Here is a 24,899-nt window from a genome sequence, read left to right on the forward strand (position 1 = left end):
CATACCGACTGGTTAGTCTGCTGGGGCAACGAGCCGATCACGTCGTGCGCACGTCGTGCCCGAGTCGCGTCGAAGGAGACCGATGGTGGAGAGTCTGCAAGGCCAGTCAGTCGTCGTCACGGGCGCGGGCGGCGGCATCGGCGCCGCGCTCGCCCGCCGGTTCGCGGCAGCGGGCGCGCGGGTCGTCGTCAACGACCTGGACGCGGCCAGGGCCGGGGCCGTCGCGGAGGAGATCGGCGCGACGGCCGTGCCCGGAGACGCCTCCACCGTCGTCGAGCAGGCCCGCGACGCCCTCGGCGGCACCGTCGACGTCTACTGCGCCAACGCGGGCCTGGCCTCCGGCGGCACCGAGGCCGCGCCCGAGGAGGTGTGGGCCGCGGCCTGGGACGTCAACGTCATGGCACACGTCCGCGCCGCCCACGCGCTGCTGCCCGACTGGCTGGAGCGCGGCACCGGCCGCTTCGTCTCGACGGTCTCCGCGGCCGGGCTGCTCAGCATGGTCGGGGCGGCCCCGTACAGCGTCACCAAGCACGGTGCGTACGCCTTCGCCGAATGGCTCTCGCTCACGTACCGCCACCGCGGCCTCAAGGTGCACGCGATCTGCCCGCAGGGTGTGCGCACCGACATGCTCACCGCCTCCGGCTCCGCCGGGGACCTGGTCCTCGCTCCGACCGCGATCGAGCCGTCGGACGTCGCCGACGCGCTGTTCGCGGGCATGGCGGAGGACCGCTTCCTGATCCTGCCGCACCCGGAGGTCGCCGAGTACTACAAGGCCCGCGCCGCCGTCCCCGACCGCTGGCTCACGAACATGAACCACATCCAGCAGAAGTGGGAGGCCACCCAGTGAGCGACACCACCGTAGAAGGCTCGATCTACGCGGCCCAGCCGTGGCTCGGCGTCCTCAACGACGCGCAGAAGGCCCCCGTCACCCCGGCCGCCTCCGTCGCGCACGCCTTCGCCGACGCGGTCCGCCGCGCCCCCGACACCACCGCCCTCGCCTACTTCGACGGCCGTCTGACCTACGCCGAGGTGGACGCCCTGTCCGACTCGGTCGCCGGGCACCTCGCCGAGCGCGGCCTGGCCAGGGGCGACCGCGTCGCCGTCATGCTCCAGAACTCGCCGCACTTCGTGCTCGCGCTGCTCGGCGTGTTCAAGGCCGGTGCCGTCGTGGTCCCGGTCAACCCGATGTACAAGTCGGGCGAGGTCGGTCACGTCCTGCACGACGCCGAGGTCACCGGCCTCGTCTGCACGGACCGCGCCTGGGAGGCGTACCTGCGCGAGACCGCCGCAGACTCTCCCGTACGGATCGTGCTGACCGCCTGCGAACTCGACCTCCAGACGCGGGGCGACCAGCGGGTCCTCAACTTCGAGCGGGTCACCCCGGCCGCCACGGACGCCGACGACCTCCTCACCGTCGCCCGCGCCGGCCACCGGGCGCCCGCGTACCGGGAGCTGTCCGGCGACGACATCGCGCTGATCAGCTACACCTCCGGCACCAGCGGCACCCCGAAGGGCGCCACCAACCTGCACCGCAACATCACGTACAACGCGGAGCGCCAGCGCACCGGCCTCGGCCTGCCCGAAGGCGCCACGTACTTCGCGCTCGCGCCGCTCTTCCACATCACCGGCATGGTGTGCGAGCTGGTCGCCTCCTTCGCCAACGCGGGCACCCTCGCCCTCGCCTACCGGTTCGAGCCGGGCGTGGTCCTCGACGCGTTCGCCGAGCACCGGCCCGCCTACACGGTCGGCCCGTCCACCGCCTTCATGGCGCTCGGCGCCCAGCCGCAGGCCACCCGCGAGCACTTCGCGTCGTTCTCCTCGATCTCGTCGGGCGGCGCCCCGGTGCCGCCCGCCCTCGTGGAGAAGTTCCGCGCCGCCTTCGGGCCGTACATCCACAACGGCTACGGCCTCACCGAGTGCACCGCGCCCTGCGCGTCCGTGCCGCCCGGCACCGAGGCACCGGTCGACCCGGTCTCCGGCACCCTCGCGGTCGGCGTACCCGGCCCCGACTCGGTCGTCCGGATCGTCGACGACCTCGGCAACGAGGTGCCGTTCGGCGAGCAGGGCGAGATCGCGGTCCGCGGCCCGCAGGTCGTGCCGGGCTACTGGCGCCGCCCCGAGGCCACCGAAGAGGGCTTCCCCGATGGGGAGTTGCGCACCGGCGACATCGGCTTCATGGACGCGAACGGCTGGCTGTACGTCGTCGACCGCAAGAAGGACATGATCAACGCGTCCGGCTTCAAGGTGTGGCCGCGCGAGGTCGAGGACGTCCTCTACACCCACCCCGGAGTGCGAGAGGCGGCCGTCGTCGGCATCCCCGACGCCTACCGCGGCGAGAGCGTCAAGGCGTACGTCAGCCTGCGCCCCGGCGCGGAAGCGACCCCCGAGGAGCTGGCCGCCTACTGCAAGGAGCGGCTCGCGGCGTACAAATATCCCCGCGAGGTGGAGGTCCTGCGCGAGCTGCCCAAGACGGCAAGTGGGAAGATCCTCCGACGGGAGCTGCGCGCTCCCGCACACCACGCACAGTAGACAGCGAAAGGCAGGTGGCGGCAGTGCCCAGGACGACGACGGGCGGCGACGGCACACCCGTTCCGCAGCGCCTCCTCGCGGCCGCCACCCGGCTCTTCGCCGAGCAGGGCTACGACCGCACCTCCGTCCAGGAGATCGTGGAGGCCGCGGGCGTCACCAAGGGCGCCCTCTACCACTACTTCGGGTCCAAGGACGATCTGCTGCACGAGGTGTACGCGCGTCTGCTCCGCCTCCAGCAGGACCGGCTCGACGCCTTCGCCGACCGGGACGAGCCGGTCGAGCAGCGGCTGCGCGAGGCGGCGGCCGACGTCGTCGTCACCACCATCGAGAACCTCGACGACGCGGCCATCTTCTTCCGCTCGATGCACCACCTCAGCCCCGAGAAGAACAAGCAGGTACGGGCCGAGCGGCGCCGCTACCACGAGCGGTTCCGGGCGCTGATCGAGGAGGGGCAGCGGACCGGGGTCTTCGCGCCTGAGATGTCGGCGGACCTGGTGGTGGACTACCACTTCGGCTCCATCCACCACCTGTCCACGTGGTACCGCCCCGACGGCCCCCTCACCCCACAACAACTCGCCGACCAACTGGCAGAACTCCTCCTACGAGCCCTCAGGCCGTAGCCCCGCAGGTTCCCGTTCGGCTGACGGCCGGTGGGGGCTTCTCGCACAGTTCCCCGCGCCCCTGAAACGAGCTCCGCTCGCTCAGGGGAAGGCGCGCGAAGCGCAGCCTTCAGGGGCGCGGGGAACGGCGCGACCAGCCCCCACCGGCCCGCGGACGAAGAACTACCAAGGGGCGCGGGGAACTGCGCGACCAGCCACAGTCCACCCGCACCCGGCAACGAGACCTAGACGAACCGCTTCAACTCCCGCCGCGCCAGCGACCGCTGGTGCACCTCGTCGGGCCCGTCGGCCAAGCGGAGCGTCCGCGCTCCGGCCCACAGCTCCGCCAACGGATAGTCCTGCGACACCCCGCCGGCGCCGTACAACTGCACGGCCTTGTCGATGATGTCCACCACGGTCCGCGGCGTCGCGATCTTGATGGACTGGATCTCGGTGTGCGCACCGCGATTGCCCACGGTGTCCATCAGCCAGGCCGTCTTCAGCACCAGCAGCCGCAACTGCTCCACGGCCACCCGCGCGTCGGCGATCCACTCCTGCACGACACCCTGCTGGGCCAGCGGCTTGCCGAACGCGGTGCGGGCCACGGCGCGCTGGCACATCAGATCGATGGCCCGCTCGGCCATGCCGATCAGCCGCATGCAGTGGTGGATGCGGCCCGGACCGAGCCGCGCCTGCGCGATACCGAAGCCGCCGCCCTCCTCGCCGATGAGGTTGCCCGCCGGCACCCGGGCCCCGTCGAAGATCACCTCGGCGTGGCCGCCGTGCCAGTGGTCCTCGTAGCCGAAGACGGTCATGGCCCGCCGCACCTCGACCCCGGGGGTGTCGCGCGGCACCAGCACCATGGACTGCTGGCGGCGGATGTCGGCGCCGTCGGGGTCGGTCTTGCCCATGACGATGAAGATCTTGCAGTTCGGGTTCATGGCGCCCGAGATGTAGAACTTCCGGCCCGTGATGACGTAGTCGTCGCCGTCGCGCTCGATCCGGGTCGTGATGTTCGTGGCGTCGGACGAGGCGACCTCCGGCTCGGTCATGGCGAACGCGGAGCGGATCTCCCCGGCGAGCAGCGGCTCCAGCCACTGCTTCTTCTGCGCGTCGTCACCGAACTGGGCGAGCACCTCCATGTTCCCGGTGTCGGGCGCCGCGCAGTTCAGCGCGGTCGGCGCCAACTGCGGGCTGCGGCCGGTGATCTCGGCCAGCGGCGCGTACTGGAGGTTGGTGAGCCCCGCGCCGTGCTCGGCGTCGGGGAGGAAGAGGTTCCACAGGCCCTGCCGACGCGCTTCCGCCTTCAGTTCCTCGACCACGGCCGGGGTCTCCCACGGCGAGCCCAGCGCGGCGCGCTGCTCGGCGGCGACCGCCTCGGCCGGGTGGACGTGCTCGTCCATGAAGGTGAGGAGCTTGCCGCGCAGCTCCTCGGTACGGGCGTCGAATGCGAAGTCCATGATGCGCGTCAGCCTTTCTGGAGGGTGTCGGTGCCGTGCTCGATGAAGACCGGGACCAGCTCGCCGATCCGGTCGAACCCGGCGCCGACCGTCTGACCGAGCGTGTAGCGGTAGTGGATGCCCTCGAGGATCACGGCGAGCTTGAACCAGGCGAACGCCGTGTACCAGGAGACCGCGGACACGTCGCGCCCCGAGCGCGCGGCGTACCGCTCGATCAGCTCGGCCGGGGCCGGGTGCCCGGCGGCCGAGGCGGTCGTGGAGATGGGGGAGTCGGGCAGTTCGAGCCGGGCGCTGTACATCGCCAGCAGGCCCAGGTCGGTCAGCGGGTCGCCGAGCGTCGACATCTCCCAGTCGAGGACGGCCTTGATCCGGTCGACGCCATCGGCGTCCTGGCGGACCAGGACGTTGTCGAGGCGGTAGTCGCCGTGCACGATCGTCGCGGCGGGGGAGTCGGGCAGCGAGCGCCCGAGCGCGGCGTGGAGTTCGTCGATGCCGGCCAGATCCCGGTTGCGGGAGGCGTCCAGCTGCTTGCCCCAGCGCCGCAGCTGACGGTCGAGGAAGCCGTCGGGCCGCCCGAAGTCGCCGAGTCCCGCCCGGGCCGGGTCCACGGCGTGCAGATCGACCAGGGTGTCGACGAGCCTGAGCACCGCGGCGCGGGTGCGCTCCGCGCCGAGCGGGGCGAGCTGCTCGGCGGTCCGGTAGGGCGTTCCCTCGACGAACTCCATGACGTAGAACGGCGCCCCGACCACGCTGTCGTCCTCGCACAGCAGCAGCGCCTCGGGCACCGGCACCGGGGTGTCGTGCAGCGCGGCGATGACCCGGTGCTCGCGCTTCATGTCGTGCGCCGTGGCCAGGACGTGGCCGAGCGGCGGCCTGCGCACCACCCACCTCGACGTCCCGTCGCTCACCTCGTACGTGAGATTGGACCGCCCGCCCTCGATGAGCCGCCCGGACAGCGGCCCGCCGACCAGGCCGGGCCGCTCGCGATCGAGGTGGGCGCGCAGCTGGTCGAGGTCGAGACCTGGGGGGTGACTCATCGTGGTCCTCCGAGAATCCGGGACGGGTGCCACTCATCATGCCGACCAGTCGGTATGTCGTCCAGTGGCTGGCGGAAACGTGATCGTTCCAACCGTGGCCCACGGTGCCCTGTCCCTCCGGGCGCGCGAAAGGGCCCGGCAGTGATTGCCGGGCCCTTTCGCCGGATTCCGTCCGGGGTGTCAGGGGTGGATCAGTGGTCGTCCCAGTGCCCGTCGTGCTCCGCGTGCCGGTGCCCGTCGTGGACGTAGTCGACGTGGTCCCCGTGCGGTACGGCCTCGTGCCCGCAGTCCTTGCCGTGCCGGTGCTCGTGCCCCTGGTGCGCGACGTGTCCGCGCGGCTCGCACTCGTCCCAGTGCCCGTCGTGCTCGGCGTGCAGGTGCCCGTCGTGCGCGTAGTCGACGTGGTCGCCGTGCGGTACCGCCTGGTGGCCGCAGGCGGGGCCGTGGGTGTGGGCGTGGACGGGGTGCTCCTGATGGAGGGTGGTCATGCAGGCAGGCTAGTCCGAATTGCCGGAAACGCGGCTTTCCCGCGCGGTTCTCCGAGTGCAACTCTCGTCGTGGCCGGCCGCGCAGTTCCCCGCGCCCCTGAGATGCGCACTCCGTGCGCCATCTCATCAACGACAGAGGCGTGGCGGAGCCGCAGCTTCAAGGGGAAGGCGCGCGAAGCGCAGCCTTCAGGGGCGCGGGGAACTGCGCGACCAGCCCCCACCGGCCCGCAGCCGAACGAACAAGGCACCCCGGGGTCACACCACCAGGGCCACCGCGAAAACGGCCAGAGCCACCGTGCACAAGGTCGCTGTCACAGCACCCCGCACCGACATCACCGGCGGCGCCGCCTCGTTCAGCGCCAGGCCGGTGATCCGGCGATGGGCCACGGCCAGGAAGCCCAGCCAGACCAGGAGAATCAGCGCGGCGGCCAGACCTTCGAGCACCCCGACGGCACCGTGCAGCACGGTCTTGACGGCGAGCACGGCGGCGACGGTGCACGACAGCGTGGTGCGCCGCCAGGCAAGCCGAGTCCGGGCGGGCTGCAACCCGGGATCACGCCCGGCACCGTCCGCCACGCGTCACCCCTCCCAGCCCACGAGCACCACCACGACCATGGCCACGGCGACCAGCGCCACGACGACGCTGAGCACGGCGGGGAACCGGGACGCCGGCAGATCGTCGCCCCGCCGCATCGCCCGCTCGCACCGCACCCAGTGGCTCACGGCCCGCAGCGAGCACAGCACCCCGGAGGCCAGCAGGGCGAGCGCGAGCCCGACCCGCCACCCCCACCGCAGATCGGGCAGGAACTGGTCCACCGCGAACCCGCCACCGATCAGCGCGAGCGCCGTCCGCACCCAGGCGAGAAAGGTCCGCTCGTTGGCGAGCGAGAAGCGGTAGTCGGGCGTATCGCCCTCGTCCCTGATCCGCTCCGGCGCGAACCAGAGCCGGATGTTGCGCACGAAATCGATCACTGGAGGGACATTACCTCCGGGTCACCGGGTCGCCCTCCACCGGTCGAAGGCGGCCAGGCTGTCCGGCGTCCACGTCCAGTCGCCGAGCCGCCGCTCCAGCTCGTCGACGCTCAGGAAGGCGTGCCAGTCGATCTCCTCGGCCTGCGGCCGCACCGGAAGGTCGAAGGTGACCTCGTACACGGCCGACCACCAGGAGCCCCGCGCGCCGTCGTCCTCGTACAGGAACCGGAACAGCGGGGTCGGCTGCGGCAGCCCGCTGACCCCCAGCTCCTCCTCGGCCTCGCGCAGCGCGGCCTCGTCGTAGCTCTCGCCCGCGCCGACGACGCCCCCGACGAACATGTCGTACATCCCGGGGAAGGTCAGCTTCGTGATGGTGCGCCGGTGCACGAACACCTCGCCCGCCGGATTCCGCGCCAGGATGAACGCGCACCGGTGCCGCAGCCCCCGCGCATACGCCTCGCCGCGCGGCGCCTGCCCGATCACGCGGTCCTGTTCGTCGACGATGTCGAGGATCTCTTCGGCCGGGGTCGCGGGAGGAGTCATGTGCGCAGGCTACTGCGGGGCACCGACACGCTCCCTGGCGGTCGGCACGGCCCCCGGCATGGCCGGATGCAGCCCCAGCAGCACCACGCCCGCCACGATCCCGGCAAGACCGGCCGCCTCCCAGGCGAGCGCCCCGGTGTTGGTGCGCAGCCGGTCTCCGAGGAACCCCACCCCGCACACGATCCCGGCCAGCGGCTGCGCGGCGGTCAGCGCGGGCAGCGACATCCGCAGCGGCGCCGTCTCGAACGCGCTCTGCACGAGGACGAGCCCCGTCACCCCGAGCGCGATCACCGCGTAGGGCTGCCAGCTCGTGAGCACCGCCGTGAGACCCCCGGCCGAGAACCGCTGCCCGCACACCCGGGTCAGCGCGTCCTGGACCCCGTACAGCAGCCCGGCGGCCACCGCGAGCAGCGCCGGGCCCGGGCTCAGCCGCGAACGCTTGGCGAGCGCGGCGAGCAGCAGGGCCGTGCCGATCATCACGCCGATGATCAGCCAGTGGCGCAGCGGATCCGTCACCGCGCTGCCGCCGCGCGGCTGCCCGGCCACGATGAACGCGGTGACCCCGCCCGCGAGCAGCACCAGACCCGCCCAGCCCTGCCGGCCGAGCGGCTGTCTGGTCTGCCGGCGCGACAGCATCAGCGCGAACAGCAGATTGGTCGCGAGCAGCGGCTCCACCAGGGTCAGCTCGCCCTGGCCGAGCGCGATCGCGCCGAGCACCATGCCGCACACCATCAGCCCTATGCCGCCGAGCCAGCGCGGCACCCGCACGAGGTCGAGGAGCAGGCGCGGGGAGAGGAAGTCGCCCAGCGGGGCGTGCGAGGCCGCGTTCTGCTGGAGGACGAAACCGATGCCCAGGCAGAACGCCGCGCTCACGGCGAGGACGAGGACGAGGACCGACACGCTGCGCACCTCTACGGACTACGGGCTGGACGAGCAGGGGTGGGTATGGCCCGACCATAGCGCTCCGCGGCGTCCCGCGCCCCACGAGCGCGCGCCCGCCCGCGACCGTGCGCCGCGATCCTGTACTCGTGTCACCATCTCAACTCCGCTTCTGACGAGGTATGTTGAAGAAGCAATAACAGCAACTCGCATATGCCATCGGTCAGTTGGTGAACTCCGTCACCCGATCTCCCTTGACGTGGAGTGCCCGCTACCGCTTTGCTGTCCGTGATCATTGACCTGGCCGCGCAGCGTCGCGCGGAGCCGAAGAGATCCGCCGAGATCCGCAGAGCCGTAGAGGAACCGTCGCGGTGCCCCCACCCCCGCCTCCCCTCGGGCGCTCCCGCAGGAAGCCCGGGCACCCCGCGGGCTTCGGCGACCCCGCACTCGACGACCGCGACCTCGTGGCCGCCCGCACGGCCCTCGCCCAGGGCCGCTGGACCGAGGCCCGCGCCCTGCTCGCCGCCACCGGAGACGACTGGGACCGCCGCGGCCACCGGATCATGGTGCTCGCCCGGGAGTCCACCACGAGCGCGTGGGCCGGTGACTGGCAGCTCGTCGAACCCGAGTCCACGGACGCCCCCGTACTGCTCGCCCTGGCCACCGTGCACCGCGCCGTCGCCGGGAAGGTCCGCGCCGACCGGGCCCGCGACGCCTGCCTGGACGCGGCGGCACTGGTGCCCGACGACCCCACCCCCTGGCTCGGCCTGCTCTACCTGGAGCGGGCGGTCGGCCGCGAGGAGGACGTCGTACGGCTCTTCGACGAGGTGCGCCACCGGCACCCCGTGCACCACCACGCCCACCACCTGATGGTCGCCCGGCTCGCCGAACGGCGCCCCGAGGCCGGTCAGGACCCGCTCCACGAGGTGTACGACTTCGCCGCCTGGGCCGCCGAGCAGGCCCCGCCGGGTTCGCCGCTCGCCGTGGTCCCGGTCGTCGCGCACGCCGAGCGCTTCCGGGTGCTCGCCGGAGCGGGCACGGTGCCCGGCGACCCGAAACGCTCCGGGCACTGGGCCGGGCGGCGCGCCCGCCTCGTCATGAAGGCCGCCTTCGACTGGTGGCTGGAGTGGGGTGACCCGCACGACCGGGCCGGCGTCGTGCACCCGCGCGGACGCATCGACCTGAACTTCCTCGCCCACGCCAAGTACTGCGAGGGCCGGCCGGTCGAGGCGGCCGCCCTGTTCCACCGCATCGGACCGCACGTCACGGAAGCCCCGTGGTCGTACGGCGACCAGGAACCGTACGCGGCGTTCCGCGCCGCGCGCGACGCCGCGCTCGGCGCGGTCTAGCGACCAGCATCCATCGGACCGAAGGGGACGGACCCGCGATGACCACGGGCAGTTCGAGAACCACCGACACCGCGCCGGAGCCCGGCATAGCGACGTATCTGGGAGAGGAGAGCGCGCTGCGGGCCGGCCGGCTCGGCACGGCGGGCCTGCTGCTCTCCGTGCTCGCCGCGACGGCGCCGCTCATGGTGGTGGCCGGTGTCATGCCGACCACGTTCGCCGTGGTCGGCGCGGTCGGGCAGCCGCTGCTCTTCCTCGTCCTCGGTGTCGTCCTCGCGCTGTTCAGCGTCGGCTACGCGGAGATGAGCCGGCACGTGCACAACGCCGGCGCGTTCTACGCGTACATCACCCGCGGCCTCGGCCCGACCGCCGGATCCGCGGCGGCGCTGGTCGCCCTCCTCGCGTACAGCTCCTTCCAGGTCGGCATCTTCGGGATCTTCGGCTTCGAGGTGTCCGCCCTCGCCCAGGAACACCTGGACGTCACGCTCGCCTGGTGGATCCCGGCGCTCGTGGCCGTCGCCGTGGTCGCCGTGTGCGGGCTGCTGAAGATCGACATCAACGCGCGGGTGCTCGGCGTGCTGCTCCTCATCGAGGTCGCCCTCGTCGTGGTCTTCGACATCGCGGCGCTCGGCGACCCCGGCAAGGAGGGCGTCTCCCTGCACGCCTTCAACCCGGACACGCTCTCCGGCGTGGGGGTCGGCACCGCCCTGTGCTTCTGCATCGCCGCGTTCGCGGGCTTCGAGCAGGCGCCGGTCTACGCGGAGGAGACCAGCCGCCCGCACATCCTCGTCCCGCGCGTGATGTACCTCGCGGTGGGCGGCGTCGCCGTGTTCTTCGCGATCAGCTCCTGGGCGCTCACCGTCGCCACCGGCCCCTCGGCGATCGTCGGTGAGGCACAGAAGCAGTCGGCGGGCCTGCTCTTCGGCCTCACCGAGGACCGGCTCGGCGCCACCTTCACGGACATCGTGCACGTCCTGTTCATCACCGGCATGTTCGCGGCGATGCTCAGCTTCCACAACGTCGTCGCCCGGTACGCGTTCGCCATGGGCCGTGAGGGGCTGCTGCCGGCCGTGTTCGGCCGCACCCACAGCGCGAGCGGCGCGCCCGGCGCCGGTTCGGTGCTCCAGACGGTGATCGCGGCGCTCGTCGTCCTCGCCTTCGCCGTCACCGACTCCGGCACCGCGGGCGACCCGACGGCGCCCGTGCTGCGCCTGTTCACCTGGGGCGGCAACGTGGGCGCCCTCGGCGTCATCCTGCTGATGGCCGTCGCGTCGGTCGCGGTCATCGTCTTCTTCGTCCGGCGCGGGGCCGCGGCCGCCCAGGCCTGGCGCCTGGCCGCCTCCGCGGTCTCCGGCGTCGCGCTGCTGGTCATCGCGGGCTACACGGTCAAGGACTTCGACGTCCTGGTCGGCTCCGGCCCCGACTCGACCCTGAACTGGCTCCTCCCCGGCCTGATCCTCCTGGCGGCCCTGGCGGGCGCGACCCACAGCCTCCTCCTCCGCCGCCGAAACCCCCAGGCCCACGCCCGAATCGGCCTGGGCAACGAGGCCTTCCAACTGGAGAAGAAGAGCACCCAGCAGTAGGCCGGGCACCAAGCCCCGTCAGGGGCGCGGGGAACTGCGCGACCAGCCCCCACCGGACCCGCACTCAACCACGAAACCCCCGCACCCCCCCGGGCACAACAAATGACAGAACGCTGACGGGCGGGCCCGAACCCTGGCCCCGCCCGCCCCGCGCATGCTCGAATCACGACGTGGACCCGCACGACGACCCAGGCACGAACAAAGACCCCGGCACCCCGGTGGGCCGGCGCCTCATCATCGGGATGCTCGGCGCCGGCGCCCTCGGCGTGGCCGCCGCCCCGGCCCTCCAGCGCGCCGTGGAGAGCGTCACCTCCAAGGACCCCACCGGCGTCACGGGCCTGCTCCCGGCCGGCGGCGGCTTCCGCTACTACTCGGTGACCGCCTCCGTCCCGCACAAGAACGAGCAGAACTACCGCCTCACCGTCGACGGCCTCGTCGACCACCCCACCGCCTACACGCTCCCCGAGCTGAGGGCCCTGCCCCAGACCCGCCTGGTCCGCGACGTCCAGTGCGTCACGGGCTGGCGCGTACCGCACACCCCCTTCGAGGGCGTGCGCCTGTCGACGATCCTGGCCGCCGCAGGCGTCCGCCCGACCGCGAAGGCCATCCGGCTGACCTGCTTCGACGGCGCGTACAGGGAAAGCCTCACGCTCCAGCAGGCCCGCCGCGACGACGTCCTGGTGGCGCTGCGCATGCAGGACAAGGACCTGGGACACACCCACGGCGGCCCGGTCCGCCTCTACGTGGCGCCGATGTACTTCTACAAGTCGGCGAAGTGGCTCTCCGGCATCACGGTGACCGACGAGGTGCGCCCCGGCTACTGGGAGGACCGTGGCTACGACGTCGACGCCTGGGTCGGCAGGTCGAACGGACGCGGCGATGCACCCACCAGCTGAACCAGCCGACCGCGTACGCCGGTTCACCCCGGCCGAGCGCTGGGTGCACCGCGCGACGGCCGCCCTGATGGGTCTGTGCGTGGCCGGCGCGGCCTGCCTGTACCTGCCGCAGCTCGCCGAACTCGTCGGACGCCGCGCACTGGTCGTCACCGTCCACGAATGGTCGGGGCTGCTGCTGCCCGCCCCGTTCCTGCTGGGCCTCGCCTCCCGCGCCTTCCGGTCGGACCTGCACCGCCTCAACCGGTTCGGCGGCCACGACAAGGTGTGGCTGCGGTCGGCGCTGCGGCGCAGGCCGGCACCGCGCCCGGCGGGGAAGTTCAACGCGGGCCAGAAACTGTGGGCGTCCTGGCTGGCCGGCGCCGTCCTGGTGATGCTCGGCACCGGCCTGCTGATGTGGTTCACCCATCTCGCACCGCTGGCCTGGCGCACCGGCAGCACCTTCGTGCACGACTGGCTCGCCCTCGCGCTCGGCATCGTCATCGCCGGGCACATCGGGATGGCCGTCGGCGACCCGGAGTCCCGTGCGGGGATGCGCACCGGCTTCGTACGCCGGGAATGGGCGGAGCGGGAACACGGCGAGTGGCTGCCCTGACGGTCGCGGAAGGCGGTATCCGCGTACACGAGAGGGCGGCCCGTACCCGCGTACACGGAACGGACCGCCCTCCCGGAACGGAAACACCCGTCGCTACAGAACCAGCGACAACAGCAGCACCAGACCGCCCGCGACCACGGAGATGATCGTCTCCATGACCGACCAGGTCTTCACGGTCTGGCCGACGCTGAGCCCGAAGTACTCCTTGACGAGCCAGAACCCGGCGTCGTTGACATGGCTGAAGAAGAGCGAACCCGCGCCGATCGCGAGGACGAGCAGCGCCGTGTGGGTGTCGGTCATGCCGGCCGCGAGGGGCGCGACGAGACCGGCGGCGGAGACCGTCGCGACGGTGGCCGAGCCGGTGGCGAGGCGGATGACGACGGCGATCAGCCAGGCGAGCAGCAGGGTCGGGATCGACCAGTCCTTGGAGATGTCCAGGACCATCTGGCCGACACCGGAGTCGATCAGGGTCTGCTTGAAGCCGCCGCCCGCGCCGACGATGAGCAGCACACCGGCGATCGGGGCGAGGGACTTCTCGGTGGTCTCCTGGAGCTTGCCCTTGGTGAATCCGGCGGCCCGGCCCAGGGTGAACATGCCCACGACGACGGCGACGAGCAGCGCGGTGAGCGGGTTGCCGATCACGTCGAAGACGCGCTGAACGGTGGCGTCCGGCTTGTCCACGATGATGTCGACGAGGGCCTTGGCCAGCATCATCACGACCGGCAGCAGGATGGTGAGGACGGAGGCGCCGAAGCTCGGCCGCTTCTCCAGCTGCTCCGACGCACGCGCGGGGATCATCTTCTCGGGCGCGGGGACGTCGACCCACTTGGCGGCGTACTTCGAGAAGACCGGCCCGGCGACGATCACCGTCGGGATCGCGACGAGGATGCCGAGCGCGAGCGTGATGCCCAGGTTGGCGTGGACCGCGTCGATGGCGACGAGCGGGCCGGGGTGCGGCGGGATCAGACCGTGCATGACCGACAGACCGGCGAGGGCCGGGATGCCGATGCGCATCAGCGAGTAGTTGCCGCGCTTGGCGACCATCAGCACGACCGGGATCAGCAGCACGATGCCGACCTCGAAGAAGAGCGGCAGGCCGATCACGGCCGCGATCAGGACCATCGCCCACGGCATGGCCTTGCCGCCGGACTTACCGGCCCTGGCCAGGATCGTGTCGACGATCTGGTCGGCGCCGCCGGAGTCGGCGAGGAGCTTGCCGAGGATCGCGCCGAGCGCGATCAGCACGCCGACACCGGCCACGGTGGAGCCGAGCCCGGCGCTGAAGCTGGTGATCACCTTGTCGAGCGGGGCCCCGGCGAACGCGCCGAGCGCGAGCGAGCCGATGGTCAGCGCCAGAAAGGCGTGGACCTTGAACTTCGTGATGAGCAGGACGATGACGGCGATGCCGGCGAGCACGGCGATCCCGAGCTGGGCATGGCCAGCGGAGGTGATCGGCTCGACGGTGTCCGCTGCCAGCATCTCGACGCTGAGACTGGTCACGTCTGATCCCTTGTACGTGGATGGGGGGGGAGGGCGGGAAATTAACGGGAGGCGGAGTCGAGCCCGTCCAGGGCCCGTACGGCCCGGTCGGCGATCTCCTCCGGGGAGCCCGCGACATCGACCTCGACGCCGGCCTCGTCCGGCCCGAGGGGCTGGAGCGTGGCGAACTGCGAGTCGAGCAGCGCGGTCGGCATGAAGTGCCCCTGCCGGTGCGACATCCGGTCCTCGATGAGCGCGCGGTCACCGGTGAGGTGGACGAAGACGACGCCGGGGGCGGCGGCCCGCAGCCGGTCGCGGTAGGAGCGCTTGAGCGCGGAGCTGGAGGCCACTCCGCCGAGCCCCGCCCGACCGTGCGCCCACTCGCCGATGGCGTCCAGCCAGGGCCAGCGGTCCTCGTCGGTCAGCGGGGTTCCGGCCGACATCTTGGCGATGTTGGCCTCGGGGTGGAAGTCGTCGCCCTCGGCGTAGGGAACGCCGAGCCGTTCGGCGAGCAGGGGACCGATCGTCGTCTTGCCGGTGCCTGCCACGCCCATGACCACGACGACATGGGGGGTGCTCATCGCTGTGCTGCCTCGCTGTCTGTCTTCATCGACATCGCTGTTGTCCAACACTCAACTCAATAGGTACGACAAATTCAAGAGGGTGTGATCTATAAGTCAGACCTTTGAGGGTCGGGCTAGTCTTTTCCCATGACCACTCAGGACCGGGGGCTGCACGCCCGTGTACTCGACAGCCTCGGTCCCGCCATCACGGCGGGGGAGTACCCCGCGGGAAGCGTGTTGCGCACGGACGAGCTGGCGCAGCGGTTCGAGGTGTCGCGTTCGGTGATGCGTGAGGCGGTCCGGGTCCTGGAGTCGATGAACCTCGTGACCTCGCGCCGCCGGGTGGGCGTGACGGTGCTGCCCGCGCCGGAGTGGAACGTCTACGATCCCCGCGTCATCCGCTGGCGCCTCGCCGGCACCGACCGGCCCCGCCAGCTGCGCTCGCTCACCGTGCTGCGGTCGGCGGTGGAGCCGGTGGCTGCGGGGCTCGCCGCCCGGCAGGCCACGGCCGAGCAGTGCGCGCGGCTCACCGAGTGCGCGCTCGGCATGGTGGCAACCTCACGTGGCCAGCAGCTGGAGAAGTACTTGATCCACGACATCGAGTTCCACCGCACGGTGCTGAACGCCTCCGGCAACGAGATGTTCGCGCACCTCGGCGACCTCGTCGCCGAGGTCCTCTCCGGCCGCACCCATCACCAGGTCATGTTCGAGGACCCGGACCCGGCGGCGGTCACGCTCCATGTACGGGTCGCGGAGGCGGTACGCGAGGGCGACGCCCTCCGGGCCGAGTCCCTCACCCGGGAGATCGCCGAGGGCGCCTTGCAGGAACTGGACATCCTGGCCCCCTGACCGTCCGGCTGCGGCTCTCGCCGTGGCTCAGAGAGGCGCGGCGGAGCCGCAGCCTCAAGAGGAGGCTGCGCGGAGCGCATGCCTCAGGGGCGCGGGGAACTGCGCGAGAAGCCCCACCGGCCGTCAGCCGACCGGCAACCCCTCTCCGGCCTGCCTACTCGATGAAGTCCCCGTCGACATAGACCCAGGCACCGTCCACCCGCACGAACCGACTCCGCTCCTGCAGCACCCCGCCCTGATAACGGGCCCGGAACGTCACAGTCCCGCGCTGATGGAACGCCGAACCGTCCCCGGCCTCCAGAATCTCCAGCCCGGTCCACCGCGGCGCATCGTCGAAGTCGATCACAGACGGCCGCGTGTCCGGGTGCCAGGTGCGCAGCAGATACGGCCCGTCCTGCCGAACGAAAGCCGCGTAGCGCGACCGCATCAGGGCCTCGGCGGTAGGAGCCCCGGCCCGGCCGGAGTGGTACCGGCCGCAGCAGTTCTCGTAGGACTGCGGGAGCCCGCAGGGGCAGGTGGGGGCGGTGCGTGACATGGGGTTCAGGATAGGCCCCGGACCACGGTCAGCCCGGCACCCCGGGTCCGGTCGGAGGCCGGCCCGGTCTCCAGAACCAAGTCGCCCGGCTCCACCACGAGTTCCAGGTCCCGCCCCACCGAGGCGAGCGTCTCGGCGCTCACCTCGAAGACGGCCTCGCGCCGCTCACCCGGCGCGAGATCCACCTGAACGAACCCGCGCAGCTCCCGCACGCGCGGCCACGACGAGCCCCCCGAAACCCGGCGCACATACAGCTGCACCGTCTCCCGCACGGCGGCCCCGGCCGTGTGCTCCACCGCGACCGTGCAGGTCAGCGCGGGATCGGCGGCGGACACGGTGGACCGGCTCAGACGCGGGGCGCCGTAGTCGACGGTGCCGTACGACAGGCCGTGCCCGAACGCGTGCCGGGCCGTCGCGGGCTGGTCGACATAGCCCCAGTAGCCGTGGTCCTTGCCGTTGTAGAAGACGGGAAGCTGCGCCGCCGACCGGGGCACCGACACCGGCAGCCGCCCCGAGGGCGCCACGGCCCCGAACAGCACATCGGCGACGGCGCGCCCGCCCCACGGCCCCGGGTACCACGCGCACAGCACGCCCGCCGCGCGGTCGAACCGTTCCGGCAGCGCGTGCGGGCGGCCCTGGACCAGGACCACAACGACCGGCACCCCGGTCGCCGCCACGGCGTCGAACAGCGCCGACTGGCCCGCGGGCAGGGAGAGATCCGCGAGGTCCACGCCCTCGCCGCAGGTCATCCCGGCCGGGTTGCCCGATGTGACGACGGCCGCGCCGTTCGCCTCGAAACGGGTGTCGGCCTCCCGGGCGCTCGACCCGCCGAGCACGAGCACCGCCACGTCCGCGCCCGCCGCCACGGCCACCGCGTCGGCCTGCCCGGACGGATCGCCGCCGACCAGCTCGCAGCCGCGCGCGTACGTCACCTCGCGCTCCGGGCCGGCGGCGGCCCGGATCCCGTCGAGGACCGTGACACCCGTGCCGGGCCGCTGCGGCGCCGTGTAGTCGCCGATCTGCTGCGGTACGGAGTCGGCGTTCGGCCCGATGACGGCGATCCGCCGCACCCCGGGGCCGAGCGGCAGCGTCCGGTCGTCGGTCCCGAGGAGGGTCACCGAGGCGCGCGCCAGCCGCTCGCTCAACTCCCTTGTGTCCGAGCCGGGTTCGCGCTCACCCACGTACGGGTTCTCGAAGAGGCCGAGCCGGAACTTGAGGCCGAGCACCCGGGCCACCGCCGCGTCCAGCGTCGCCTCGGACACCAGCCCGCGCTCGACCGCCTCCCCGAGCCGGGGGAACGCGCCGTCCCACAGGCTCAGATCGGTCCCGGCCGCGAGCGCCATCGCGCCCGCCGCCACCGGGTCCCCGGCAAGGCGTGCAAGCCGGTCCAGGGCGCAGCCGTCCGCCATCACGATCCCGTCGAACTCCCAGCGCTCCCGCAGCAGTTCGGTCAGGAGGTACGGGTTCGCCGCGCACGGCAGTCCGTCGAACTCGTTGTACGCGGCCATCACCCCGGCCGCCCCGGCCCGCACACCGGCGCGGGCCGCCGCCAGATGGATCTCGTGCAGTTCGCGCACGCCCAGCTCGGTCGCCGCGCTGTTGCGGCCCCCGACCGTCGCGCCCTGCCCGGCGAAGTGCTTCAGCACGACGCCGACGCCCTGCGACCGCATGCCCCGCACCAGCGCCTCGGTGAACCGGGCGGCCAGATACGGGTCCTCGCCGAAGCACTCCTCGGCCCGCCCCCAGCGCGGGTCGCGCACCAGGTCGAGCGCCGAGACCAGCGCCACATGCCCGCCACGCGAGCGGAGTTCGGCGGCAGCGGCGGCGGCCGCCTCCTCGTACAGGTCCGGGTCCCAGGAGGCACCGACCGCCAGATTCACCGGCAGGACCGTGCCGTCGAGCGACTGATGCCCGTGCGGCACCTCCTCGACCATCAGGACCGGGATGCCGAGCCGGGTCCCCTCGACGACATGCCGCTGCACCGCGTCGGTCACCGCGGCCGCGTCCGCCGCGGTGATCCCGTCCGCGAAGGTCACGCCCGACCACGGATCGGCGCGCTGCAACCCGTACAGGGCGCCCATCCCGTCGTAGGCGGCGACCTCCGTACGGAACGTCTCCGTCAGCCCGAACTCCTCGGCGCCGTCCCGCTCGTACGCGTCCCAGCCGTACAGCCGCTGGTTGACCTGCCCGACCTTCTCGGCGAGCGTCATCCGGCCGAGCAGGTCCCGTACCCGGTCCGCGACCGGCGCGGCCGGGTCCCGGTAGACCGGCTCGCTCATCGCAGTTCCAGGACGCGCACACCGAAGGCCCCGAGCGTCACCTCGGTGACCGGCTCACCCGTCGCCAGGTCGTGCAGGGTGCCCGCCGCCTCGGGGGACACCGTCAGCTGCGCGTCGTCCTGGCTGACCAGCCACACGAACCGGCGCCCGTCCTCGTGCTCGATCACGTCCGCGCCGACGAACGGAGAGTCGACCGTCACCGGCCGCGCCACCCCGGCGACCTCGGCCAGCGCCGCGTACAGCCGGTGCGTCTGCTCCGGGTTCACGCGCGCCGTGCGCGCCGCCATGTGCTCCAGCGGGTACGTGGCCAGCACGGTCCGGCCGCGCCCGGTCTCGCGGACGAGCAGCGCCGGGCGGCCGTGCCCGTCCACCGCGACGACCCGCGCGTCCGTCGGGACCACCGGCAGGTAGGCGCGGCTGTCCTCGTTGCCCGCGACCGGGAAGCGCAGCGTCTGGCCCGCCGTGATGCCGCCGAAGTCCTCCCGGAACGTCAGCTCCAGGGTGTCGTCCTCGATCGGCTCCGCCACGCCGTACGAGAGTTGCAGCTCGACCCCGAAGAGGCCGTCCAGGTCGTCGAACCACGGCCCGCGCGTGCCCGGGTGCTCGCCCGAGCAGAACGACAGGTACACCGTGGCGCCCTCCTCGGCCCGCCGGCGCAGCGCACGCGTCGTCCGCGTCGTCAACTGCCGGGTGGCGGGCAGCAGATACAGCCGCACGTCGTCCGTGATGCCGTCCGCCTCCCGGGTCAGCGCGGCCGGCAGGTCGGCGGCGCGCGCGGCCACGTACCCCTGGTGCAGCGAGCTGAAGATGAGCGGACGGTCGGCGGGGCGGCTGTAGGGGTAGCCGCGCTCCAGGAAGGCGGGCACGACGAACGCCGCGTCCGTGTCCGCGCGACGGCAGCGCGCGAAGTCGACGTCCTTCAAAACCCCGGCGAAAGCGGCCAGTTCACGCAGCGGGGCCTTCGGCGCGCCCGTGCTGTCCGTGATGCCGAAGTGCATCTCGAACGGGTGGTGGTCGTAGGGGGACCGGTCCCACAGGTCGTCGTAGTCGGTGTTGTTCCACGCGATCCAGCCCGTCGCACCGCCGAGCAGCGAGTTGTGCAGGGTCTGCCGGTAGTACACGCCCGCGTTCTCCGCCGACACCGTGTCCGTGGAGAGGCCGAACTCCTCCAGGACCACCGGCTGGCCCGTCACCGACGCCAGCTCGCACTCGAAGGCCGCCCGGTAGTGCTGGCGGGCCCGGTCGGTGTCCGAGCGGTAGACGTGCGGGCCGACGAAGTCCACGTACTCGGCGGTCTCGCGCAGCGAGAAACCGTTGTCGCGGCCCGTGACCTCGATGCCCCAGGCGCCGTCGCCGAGCGAGACGGGCTGGGTGGCGCCCGCCGCGCGCACCGCGTTGCACATCGCCTGCGCCCACGCGGTGACGACATCGCTGTTCGGCGGGTCGACCTGGTAGATCCGGCCGTAGCCCGGCATCTCGTTCGTGATCAGCCAGCCGGTCACGGCCGCGTGGTCCTTGAAGCGTCGCGTCATCTGGGAGGCGAACCACGCCTGGCGGCCCACCATCCACACGTCCTCGTACAGATCGCGGCCGCCGCGCCACGCCGGGTCCCAGTTCTCGCCCGACATGTGCCCGACGATGAACGTCGGCACCGTGCCCATCCCCAACTCCTGGTGCGCGTCGAGGAAGTCACGGAACTTGTCGCACAACTCCTCGTCGATCCGGAGCGGTTCGGGGTGGAAGTCCGGCCAGTAGAAGAACGAGCGGGTCATGTTCAGGCCGTGCTCACGCAGGCCCGCCAGCTCCTCGCGCACCACCTTCGGGTCGTAGTCGCGCCACATCAGGGGCCCGCCGGTGCGGGACCAGAAGTTGGCGCCGAGCCAGGGCAGAACGGCGGCGTCGTGGGTCAGGTGGGCGCTGTGGCGTCGCATGGTGGTACGTAACTCCGTAGTAGTGCTGTGAATGGTCAGGCGGTGGTGGGGCCGGTCGACTCGCGGACGACCAGCGCGGGCCGCCCGTCGAGCGGGGTGTCGGGCATGTCCTCGCCGCACCGGGCGAGCAGCGCCCGCGCGGCGGCGGCGCCGACCCGCTGCACCTGCTGGTCGACGGTGGTCAGCCGCGGGTGCAGCCAGCGGCCGAGCGGCAGGTTGTCGTAGCCGACGACCGACAGATCGTCGGGGACCCGCAGGCCCGCGCGCTGGGCGGTGCCGATCCCGCACACCGCCATCGAGTCGTTGGCGTAGACGAGGGCCGTCGGCCGGTCGGCCAGGGCGAGGAGTTCCTGGGTCGCGGCGACGGCCGCCGCCTCGCTGAAGTCGGTGTGCAGCACCGCAGAGGGCGCGAACCCCAGGGCCTCCTCGAACGCGGCGAGCCGCAGCCGGGTGTGCTGGAGCTCGGCCGGTCCCGCGACATACGCGATCCGGCGATGCCCCAACTCCCGTAGATGCGACGCGACTTCCCGCACACCGGCGCCCTGGTCGGCGAGCCCCACCACCGGCACCCCGGGCGTGGGCGCGCCGAGCAGCACCGCGGGCAGTCCGAGCCGGGCGAGCAGCGCCGGACGCGGGTCGTCGGCGCGCGCGTCGGTGAGGACCGCGCCGTCCACCCGGTTCTCGGCGGCGAGCCGCTCGTACAGCGCGCCCTCCTCCGCGACGTCCGCCACCAGGTGCAGCAGCAGACCGTAGCCGCGCGGCGCCAGCTCGCCCTCGATACCGGTGATCAGCTCGCCGAAGTGCGGGTCGGCGCCCAGCACATCGGTCGGCCTGCGCACCACGAGCGCGAGCGTCCGGGTCCGCGCGCTGCGCAGCGCCGTCGCCGACGCGCTCGGCGACCAGCCCAGGTCGAGCGCCGCCGCGAGGATCCGCTGCCGGGTCGACTCGGCCAGCCGCCCCTTGTCGTTGAACGCCTGCGACACGGCCGCCGTCGACACCCCGGCCGCCGCCGCCACCGCCTTGATGGTCGGCCGCGCCCCTGCCTTCGCCCCGCTCACATCTTCACCGCCCCACTCACCAGTGCCTGCTGCATCCGCTTCTGCAGCACCGTATAGACCACCCACACCGGGACCAGGGTCAGCACGGTGCCGGCCGTGAGCACGCCGTAGTCGGTGCCCGTGATGGCCTTCAGGGTGGGCAGGGCGACCTGGACCGTGCGCTGGGCCGGGTCCGGGCCGATGATGACGAGCGAGTACAGGTACTCGTTCCAGAACGTCAGGAAGTTCAGCAGCAGCACCGTCGCGATGCCGGGCAGGCACATCGGCGTGTACACGTGCCGCAGCACCGCGAACGTCGACGCGCCGTCGAGCCGGGCCGCCTCCTCCATCTCCTTCGGGATCGTCCGCATGAACTGCACCAGGATCACGACGGACAGCGGCATCGCCGTCGCCGGGAGGAACAGCACCATGAAGATCCGGGTGTGGAACAGACCCGTCGCGGCGGCCAGCAGGAACGTCGGGAACAGCGCGGCGAACGTCGGGATCAGGAACCCGAGCGAGAACACCTTCTCCACCACCGACGCGAGCCGCCCCGTGGAGCGGGCCAGCGCGAACGCCGCCGGGATCGCGAGGAGCAGTGTCAGCGCCAGCGAGAACACCGTCACCAGCGCGGAGTTGACCACCGCGAGCCCCAGATCGGCGCTCTGGAACGCGGTCGTGAAGTTGTGGAACGAGAACGACGACGGCAGCGCGAAAGGCTGCGCGAAGATCTCGTCGTTCGACTTGAACGCCGAGGCGATGAAGTAGTACAGCGGGATGACCAGCAGCACCGCGTACAGCCACACCAGGATGTGCGCGGGCAGCCACGCGCGGCCGAACCTCGACCGCGGCCGCGTACGGGGCTGCGTCCGGGACAGGGAGTTCATGACGTACGGCTCCGATCGGTTCAGTAGCTCTGGCGGAAGAGCCGCCGGATGGCGAGCAGTCCGACGAGGCCGGCGAGGAAGAGGATGACGCCGACGGTCTGGCTGTAGCCGAGGTCCGCCGCGATGAACGCCTTCTGGTAGACGAGGAACGACAGCGTCGTCGACGAACTGCCCGGACCGCCCTGGGTGAGCAGCAGCACGTGCTGCGCCGAACCGAACAGCGTCCACAGGAACTGAAGCATCGTCACCACGCCCACGTAGTCCCGGATCACCGGGAAGTGGATGCGCCACATGGCCCGCCAGTGCCCGGCCCCGTCCAGCTGCGCCGCCTCGCCCAGCTCCTCCGGCACACTGCCGAGCCGGGCCGCGAACAGCACGGCCGTGAAGCCGATGCCGGCCCAGATGTCGAGCGCGATCAGACAGGCCAGCGCGGTCGACGGCGAGGCCAGCCAGGCGTCGGTCAGCGAGCCGAGCCCGACCGCCTTCAGCCCTCCGTTGACCAGCCCGTCGGGGGAGAGGGCCGCGTAGAAGACCATCGCCTTGGCCGGGGTCGAGATCAGGCCGGGGATGAACAGCAGGTACCGGATGACGCGATGGCCGGGCGGGCGCTGCGCCACGTAGTAGCCGACCATGTACGCGCAGACCACCATCATGGGGACGGCGACGGCCAGTTGGACGGCCGTGTTCTGAACGGCGTCCCAGAACACCGGGTCCGCGAAGACGGTCCGCGCGTTGTCGAGCCCGGCGAACGACACCGGCTGGAGCATCCCCGGCCAGTGCAGCGCCGCCACCACGAAGATGGCGACCAGCGGGCCGACCATGAACACCAGGTACCAGACCAGCGCGGGCAGCGCGAGGACCGTGCCGCCCTGGCGGCGCGGGCGGGCACCGGGCGCGGGGGAGGGCGGGACGGGGCGGCGGACCGCTGTGCCGCCCGCCGCCGTGGACGTCGTAGTCGCCATGAACGACTCCCTTGCGAAGGAGGGAAGGAGGAGAAGAAGGGGAGCGCGGCGGTCAGACGCCGCGGTACGCGGCTTCCAGGACGGAGCGGACCTTCGCCGCGCTCGTGCCGCGCGTGAAGGACGTGCTCGTCGCCGTGATCAGCGGCTGGCTCGCCGCGGGCGGCACGTACACGTCCGGCAGCAGCACCTCGCTGACGTCCTTGCCGAGCCGCTGCGCCGCCGCCACCAGCGGGAAGCCCGTGCTCACCGCGTCCGAGCGCAGCGCCATGTCCCGGCCCGCCTCCTTGATGAACCGGGCGACGGTGTCCTCGCGGTAGAAGAACTTGAGGAACTTCTCGACGGCGTCGATCTTCTTCGTGCCGTTCGGGCTGATCCAGAAACCGATGAGGGTGTACGTGCGGATGATCGTCGGCTTGTCGTGCGCCGCGCCCGATGCAAGCGGCCAGCCGCCCACGTCCGTGTGGCGGGCCACCGCGTCCGGGACCTTCGCGAGCGCCGACGACATCGCGGACTGCATCGCGGCGGACTGGGTGTTGAACTGGGTCGTCATCGTGTCCGAGGTCAGGCCCTGCGCCTTGTCGGTGAAGACGCCCGCGTCGCGCAGTTCGACGAAGTACTCGATGCCCCGGCGCGCGTTCCGTCCGCTGAAGTCGCCGGTCGTGTAGACGTGCCGGGCCTCGTCCTGGCTCAGGAACGTCTGGATGACCTGCGCGAGCAGCTTCTGCCCGGTCCAGTCGTTGCCGCCGACCGTGACGGGCGAGAGGTTCTTGCGGCGCAACTTCCGTGCGGCGCCGATCAGTTCGTCACCGGTGGTGGGGATGTCACCGACGCCGGCCCGGTCGAGCAGCGACCGGTTGAAGGCCACCGGCCAGTTCGTGGCGAAGTACGGGAAGGCGCGCAGCCGCCCCTTGGCGTCGGTCCAGGCGTCGAGCGCCACGTCCCGCACCCGCTCGCGCAGCCCCCAGTCGTCCAGATAGCCCTTGACGTCGACCGTCGCGCCGACGTCCGTCCAGGCCAGCGTCTTGTCGTACAGGTTCACCATGACGACGTCCGGCTCCTTGCGGGCCAGCCGCGAGGTCTCGTAGACCTGCGCGAGGTCGTCGCCGTTGACGAGGTTGCGGACCTTCAGGCCCGACTCCTCGCGGAACCGGTCCAGGGCCGCGAGATACGTCGGCGAGCCGGGCGCCGTGGTGCCGAGCTGGCTGTGCACCACGAGGGTGTCGGGGTCCTCGTCGGCGGCGGCGAGCGAGGAGCAGCCGGACAGGGCGGGCAGGGCGGAGGCGGCTGCGAGGGAGCCACCGGCGGCGAGGAAGGCACGCCGACTTGTCGTAGAGCGCACAGCGGGCACAGCGGTATGTCTCCAACCGGGGGGAGTCGGGGAGTGGTTAATCGATATACCTGCGGGGGTGCGAGCAACTTACGAGGGCAGGGGGAAACGGTCAACCCCCCGTTG

24 protein-coding genes are annotated in these 24,899 nt (G+C 72.0%); 8 read left to right on the top strand and 16 right to left on the bottom strand.

The features are described from left to right. The first annotated feature begins 82 nt into the window (after nt 1-82). From K377_RS27305 to K377_RS27315, 3 genes are read left to right on the top strand one after another with little or no spacing between them, the layout of a single operon-like run. A complete protein-coding gene (locus K377_RS27305) occupies nt 83-847 on the top strand; it encodes an SDR family oxidoreductase (RefSeq protein WP_111666187.1) in 765 nt (254 codons plus the stop codon). Further along, entirely contained in the window at nt 844-2,529 is a 1,686-nt protein-coding gene (locus K377_RS27310; protein ID WP_111666188.1) for a class I adenylate-forming enzyme family protein, read from the top strand. Before K377_RS27305 ends, K377_RS27310 begins: the two co-directional genes overlap by 4 nt. A gap of 23 nt (nt 2,530-2,552) precedes the next feature. Beyond that, the gene (locus K377_RS27315) at nt 2,553-3,149 is read left to right on the top strand and encodes a TetR/AcrR family transcriptional regulator (RefSeq protein WP_111666189.1); all 597 of its coding nucleotides are present in this window, start codon (nt 2,553-2,555) and stop codon (nt 3,147-3,149) included. A 224-nt stretch (nt 3,150-3,373) separates the two neighbouring features. Here K377_RS27315 and K377_RS27320 read toward each other — a convergent pair whose 3' ends face one another. From K377_RS27320 to K377_RS27350, 7 genes are all read right to left on the bottom strand, one after another. Further along, nucleotides 3,374-4,588, bottom strand: a complete 1,215-nt coding sequence (locus K377_RS27320; protein ID WP_111666190.1) for an acyl-CoA dehydrogenase family protein — start codon at nt 4,586-4,588, stop codon at nt 3,374-3,376. Nucleotides 4,589-4,596: 8 nt separating this feature from the next. Next, nucleotides 4,597-5,625, bottom strand: a complete 1,029-nt coding sequence (locus K377_RS27325) for a phosphotransferase family protein (protein WP_111666191.1) — start codon at nt 5,623-5,625, stop codon at nt 4,597-4,599. A gap of 191 nt (nt 5,626-5,816) precedes the next feature. Further along, nucleotides 5,817-6,113 (bottom strand): hypothetical protein, encoded by a 297-nt coding sequence (locus tag K377_RS27330; protein ID WP_111666192.1) that lies wholly within the window; start codon nt 6,111-6,113, stop codon nt 5,817-5,819. A 255-nt stretch (nt 6,114-6,368) separates the two neighbouring features. Beyond that, nucleotides 6,369-6,689: a DUF202 domain-containing protein gene (locus K377_RS27335; protein WP_111666193.1), complete on the bottom strand. Its 321-nt coding sequence runs from the start codon at nt 6,687-6,689 to the stop codon at nt 6,369-6,371. A gap of 3 nt (nt 6,690-6,692) precedes the next feature. Next, on the bottom strand, nt 6,693-7,085 hold the full coding sequence (locus K377_RS27340) for a YidH family protein (RefSeq protein ID WP_111666194.1): 393 nt from the start codon (nt 7,083-7,085) through the stop codon (nt 6,693-6,695). Nucleotides 7,086-7,106: 21 nt separating this feature from the next. Then, nucleotides 7,107-7,628, bottom strand: coding sequence for an NUDIX hydrolase (locus tag K377_RS27345; protein WP_111666195.1), 522 nt, complete (start codon nt 7,626-7,628; stop codon nt 7,107-7,109). A gap of 9 nt (nt 7,629-7,637) precedes the next feature. Continuing rightward, nucleotides 7,638-8,528 (bottom strand): DMT family transporter, encoded by an 891-nt coding sequence (locus K377_RS27350; protein WP_111666196.1) that lies wholly within the window; start codon nt 8,526-8,528, stop codon nt 7,638-7,640. 350 nt (nt 8,529-8,878) lie between these two features. Between K377_RS27350 and K377_RS27355 the strand changes: the two genes are divergently transcribed. The 4 genes from K377_RS27355 to K377_RS27370 all read left to right on the top strand — a co-directional run bounded on the left by K377_RS27355 (nt 8,879) and on the right by K377_RS27370 (nt 12,924). After that, nucleotides 8,879-9,856 carry a hypothetical protein gene (locus tag K377_RS27355; protein ID WP_111666197.1) on the top strand — a complete coding sequence of 326 codons (978 nt, stop codon included), beginning with the start codon at nt 8,879-8,881 and terminating at the stop codon, nt 9,854-9,856. Between the two features lie 38 nt (nt 9,857-9,894). After that, nucleotides 9,895-11,436, top strand: coding sequence for an APC family permease (locus K377_RS27360; RefSeq protein ID WP_111666198.1), 1,542 nt, complete (start codon nt 9,895-9,897; stop codon nt 11,434-11,436). Nucleotides 11,437-11,678: 242 nt separating this feature from the next. Further along, on the top strand, nt 11,679-12,332 hold the full coding sequence (locus K377_RS27365) for a molybdopterin-dependent oxidoreductase (protein WP_111666280.1): 654 nt from the start codon (nt 11,679-11,681) through the stop codon (nt 12,330-12,332). Continuing rightward, nucleotides 12,316-12,924 carry a cytochrome b/b6 domain-containing protein gene (locus K377_RS27370; RefSeq protein ID WP_111666199.1) on the top strand — a complete coding sequence of 203 codons (609 nt, stop codon included), beginning with the start codon at nt 12,316-12,318 and terminating at the stop codon, nt 12,922-12,924. The genes K377_RS27365 and K377_RS27370 overlap by 17 nt, the downstream gene beginning before the upstream one ends. A gap of 93 nt (nt 12,925-13,017) precedes the next feature. Here K377_RS27370 and K377_RS27375 read toward each other — a convergent pair whose 3' ends face one another. Next, on the bottom strand, nt 13,018-14,424 hold the full coding sequence (locus K377_RS27375; RefSeq protein WP_111666200.1) for a gluconate:H+ symporter: 1,407 nt from the start codon (nt 14,422-14,424) through the stop codon (nt 13,018-13,020). A 41-nt stretch (nt 14,425-14,465) separates the two neighbouring features. Continuing rightward, a complete protein-coding gene (locus tag K377_RS27380; protein ID WP_111666201.1) occupies nt 14,466-14,984 on the bottom strand; it encodes a gluconokinase in 519 nt (172 codons plus the stop codon). Between the two features lie 129 nt (nt 14,985-15,113). Here K377_RS27380 and K377_RS27385 point away from each other — a divergent pair, with 129 nt between their 5' ends. Further along, complete coding sequence (locus K377_RS27385; RefSeq protein ID WP_111666202.1) at nt 15,114-15,815, top strand: FadR/GntR family transcriptional regulator; 702 nt, start codon at nt 15,114-15,116, stop codon at nt 15,813-15,815. Between the two features lie 154 nt (nt 15,816-15,969). On the opposite strand, the gene K377_RS27390 is transcribed toward K377_RS27385, so the two are convergent. From K377_RS27390 to K377_RS27420, 7 genes are read right to left on the bottom strand one after another with little or no spacing between them, the layout of a single operon-like run. Further along, nucleotides 15,970-16,350, bottom strand: coding sequence for a YchJ family protein (locus tag K377_RS27390; RefSeq protein WP_111666203.1), 381 nt, complete (start codon nt 16,348-16,350; stop codon nt 15,970-15,972). Nucleotides 16,351-16,355: 5 nt separating this feature from the next. Continuing rightward, the gene (locus K377_RS27395; protein ID WP_111666204.1) at nt 16,356-18,629 is read right to left on the bottom strand and encodes a glycoside hydrolase family 3 N-terminal domain-containing protein; all 2,274 of its coding nucleotides are present in this window, start codon (nt 18,627-18,629) and stop codon (nt 16,356-16,358) included. Beyond that, nucleotides 18,626-20,560, bottom strand: a complete 1,935-nt coding sequence (locus K377_RS27400) for a cellulase family glycosylhydrolase (RefSeq protein WP_111666205.1) — start codon at nt 20,558-20,560, stop codon at nt 18,626-18,628. Before K377_RS27400 ends, K377_RS27395 begins: the two co-directional genes overlap by 4 nt. Before the next feature lie 35 nt (nt 20,561-20,595). Next, nucleotides 20,596-21,618, bottom strand: coding sequence for a LacI family DNA-binding transcriptional regulator (locus K377_RS27405; RefSeq protein WP_111666206.1), 1,023 nt, complete (start codon nt 21,616-21,618; stop codon nt 20,596-20,598). After that, nucleotides 21,615-22,484, bottom strand: a complete 870-nt coding sequence (locus K377_RS27410) for a carbohydrate ABC transporter permease (RefSeq protein WP_111666207.1) — start codon at nt 22,482-22,484, stop codon at nt 21,615-21,617. Before K377_RS27410 ends, K377_RS27405 begins: the two co-directional genes overlap by 4 nt. Before the next feature lie 20 nt (nt 22,485-22,504). Continuing rightward, the gene (locus K377_RS27415) at nt 22,505-23,446 is read right to left on the bottom strand and encodes a carbohydrate ABC transporter permease (RefSeq protein WP_111666208.1); all 942 of its coding nucleotides are present in this window, start codon (nt 23,444-23,446) and stop codon (nt 22,505-22,507) included. Nucleotides 23,447-23,498: 52 nt separating this feature from the next. Beyond that, nucleotides 23,499-24,785, bottom strand: a complete 1,287-nt coding sequence (locus K377_RS27420; RefSeq protein WP_111666209.1) for an ABC transporter substrate-binding protein — start codon at nt 24,783-24,785, stop codon at nt 23,499-23,501. Nucleotides 24,786-24,899: the final 114 nt, after the last annotated feature.

The organism is Streptomyces sp. PsTaAH-137, assembly GCF_003259365.1.
Classification (GTDB): domain Bacteria; phylum Actinomycetota; class Actinomycetes; order Streptomycetales; family Streptomycetaceae; genus Streptomyces.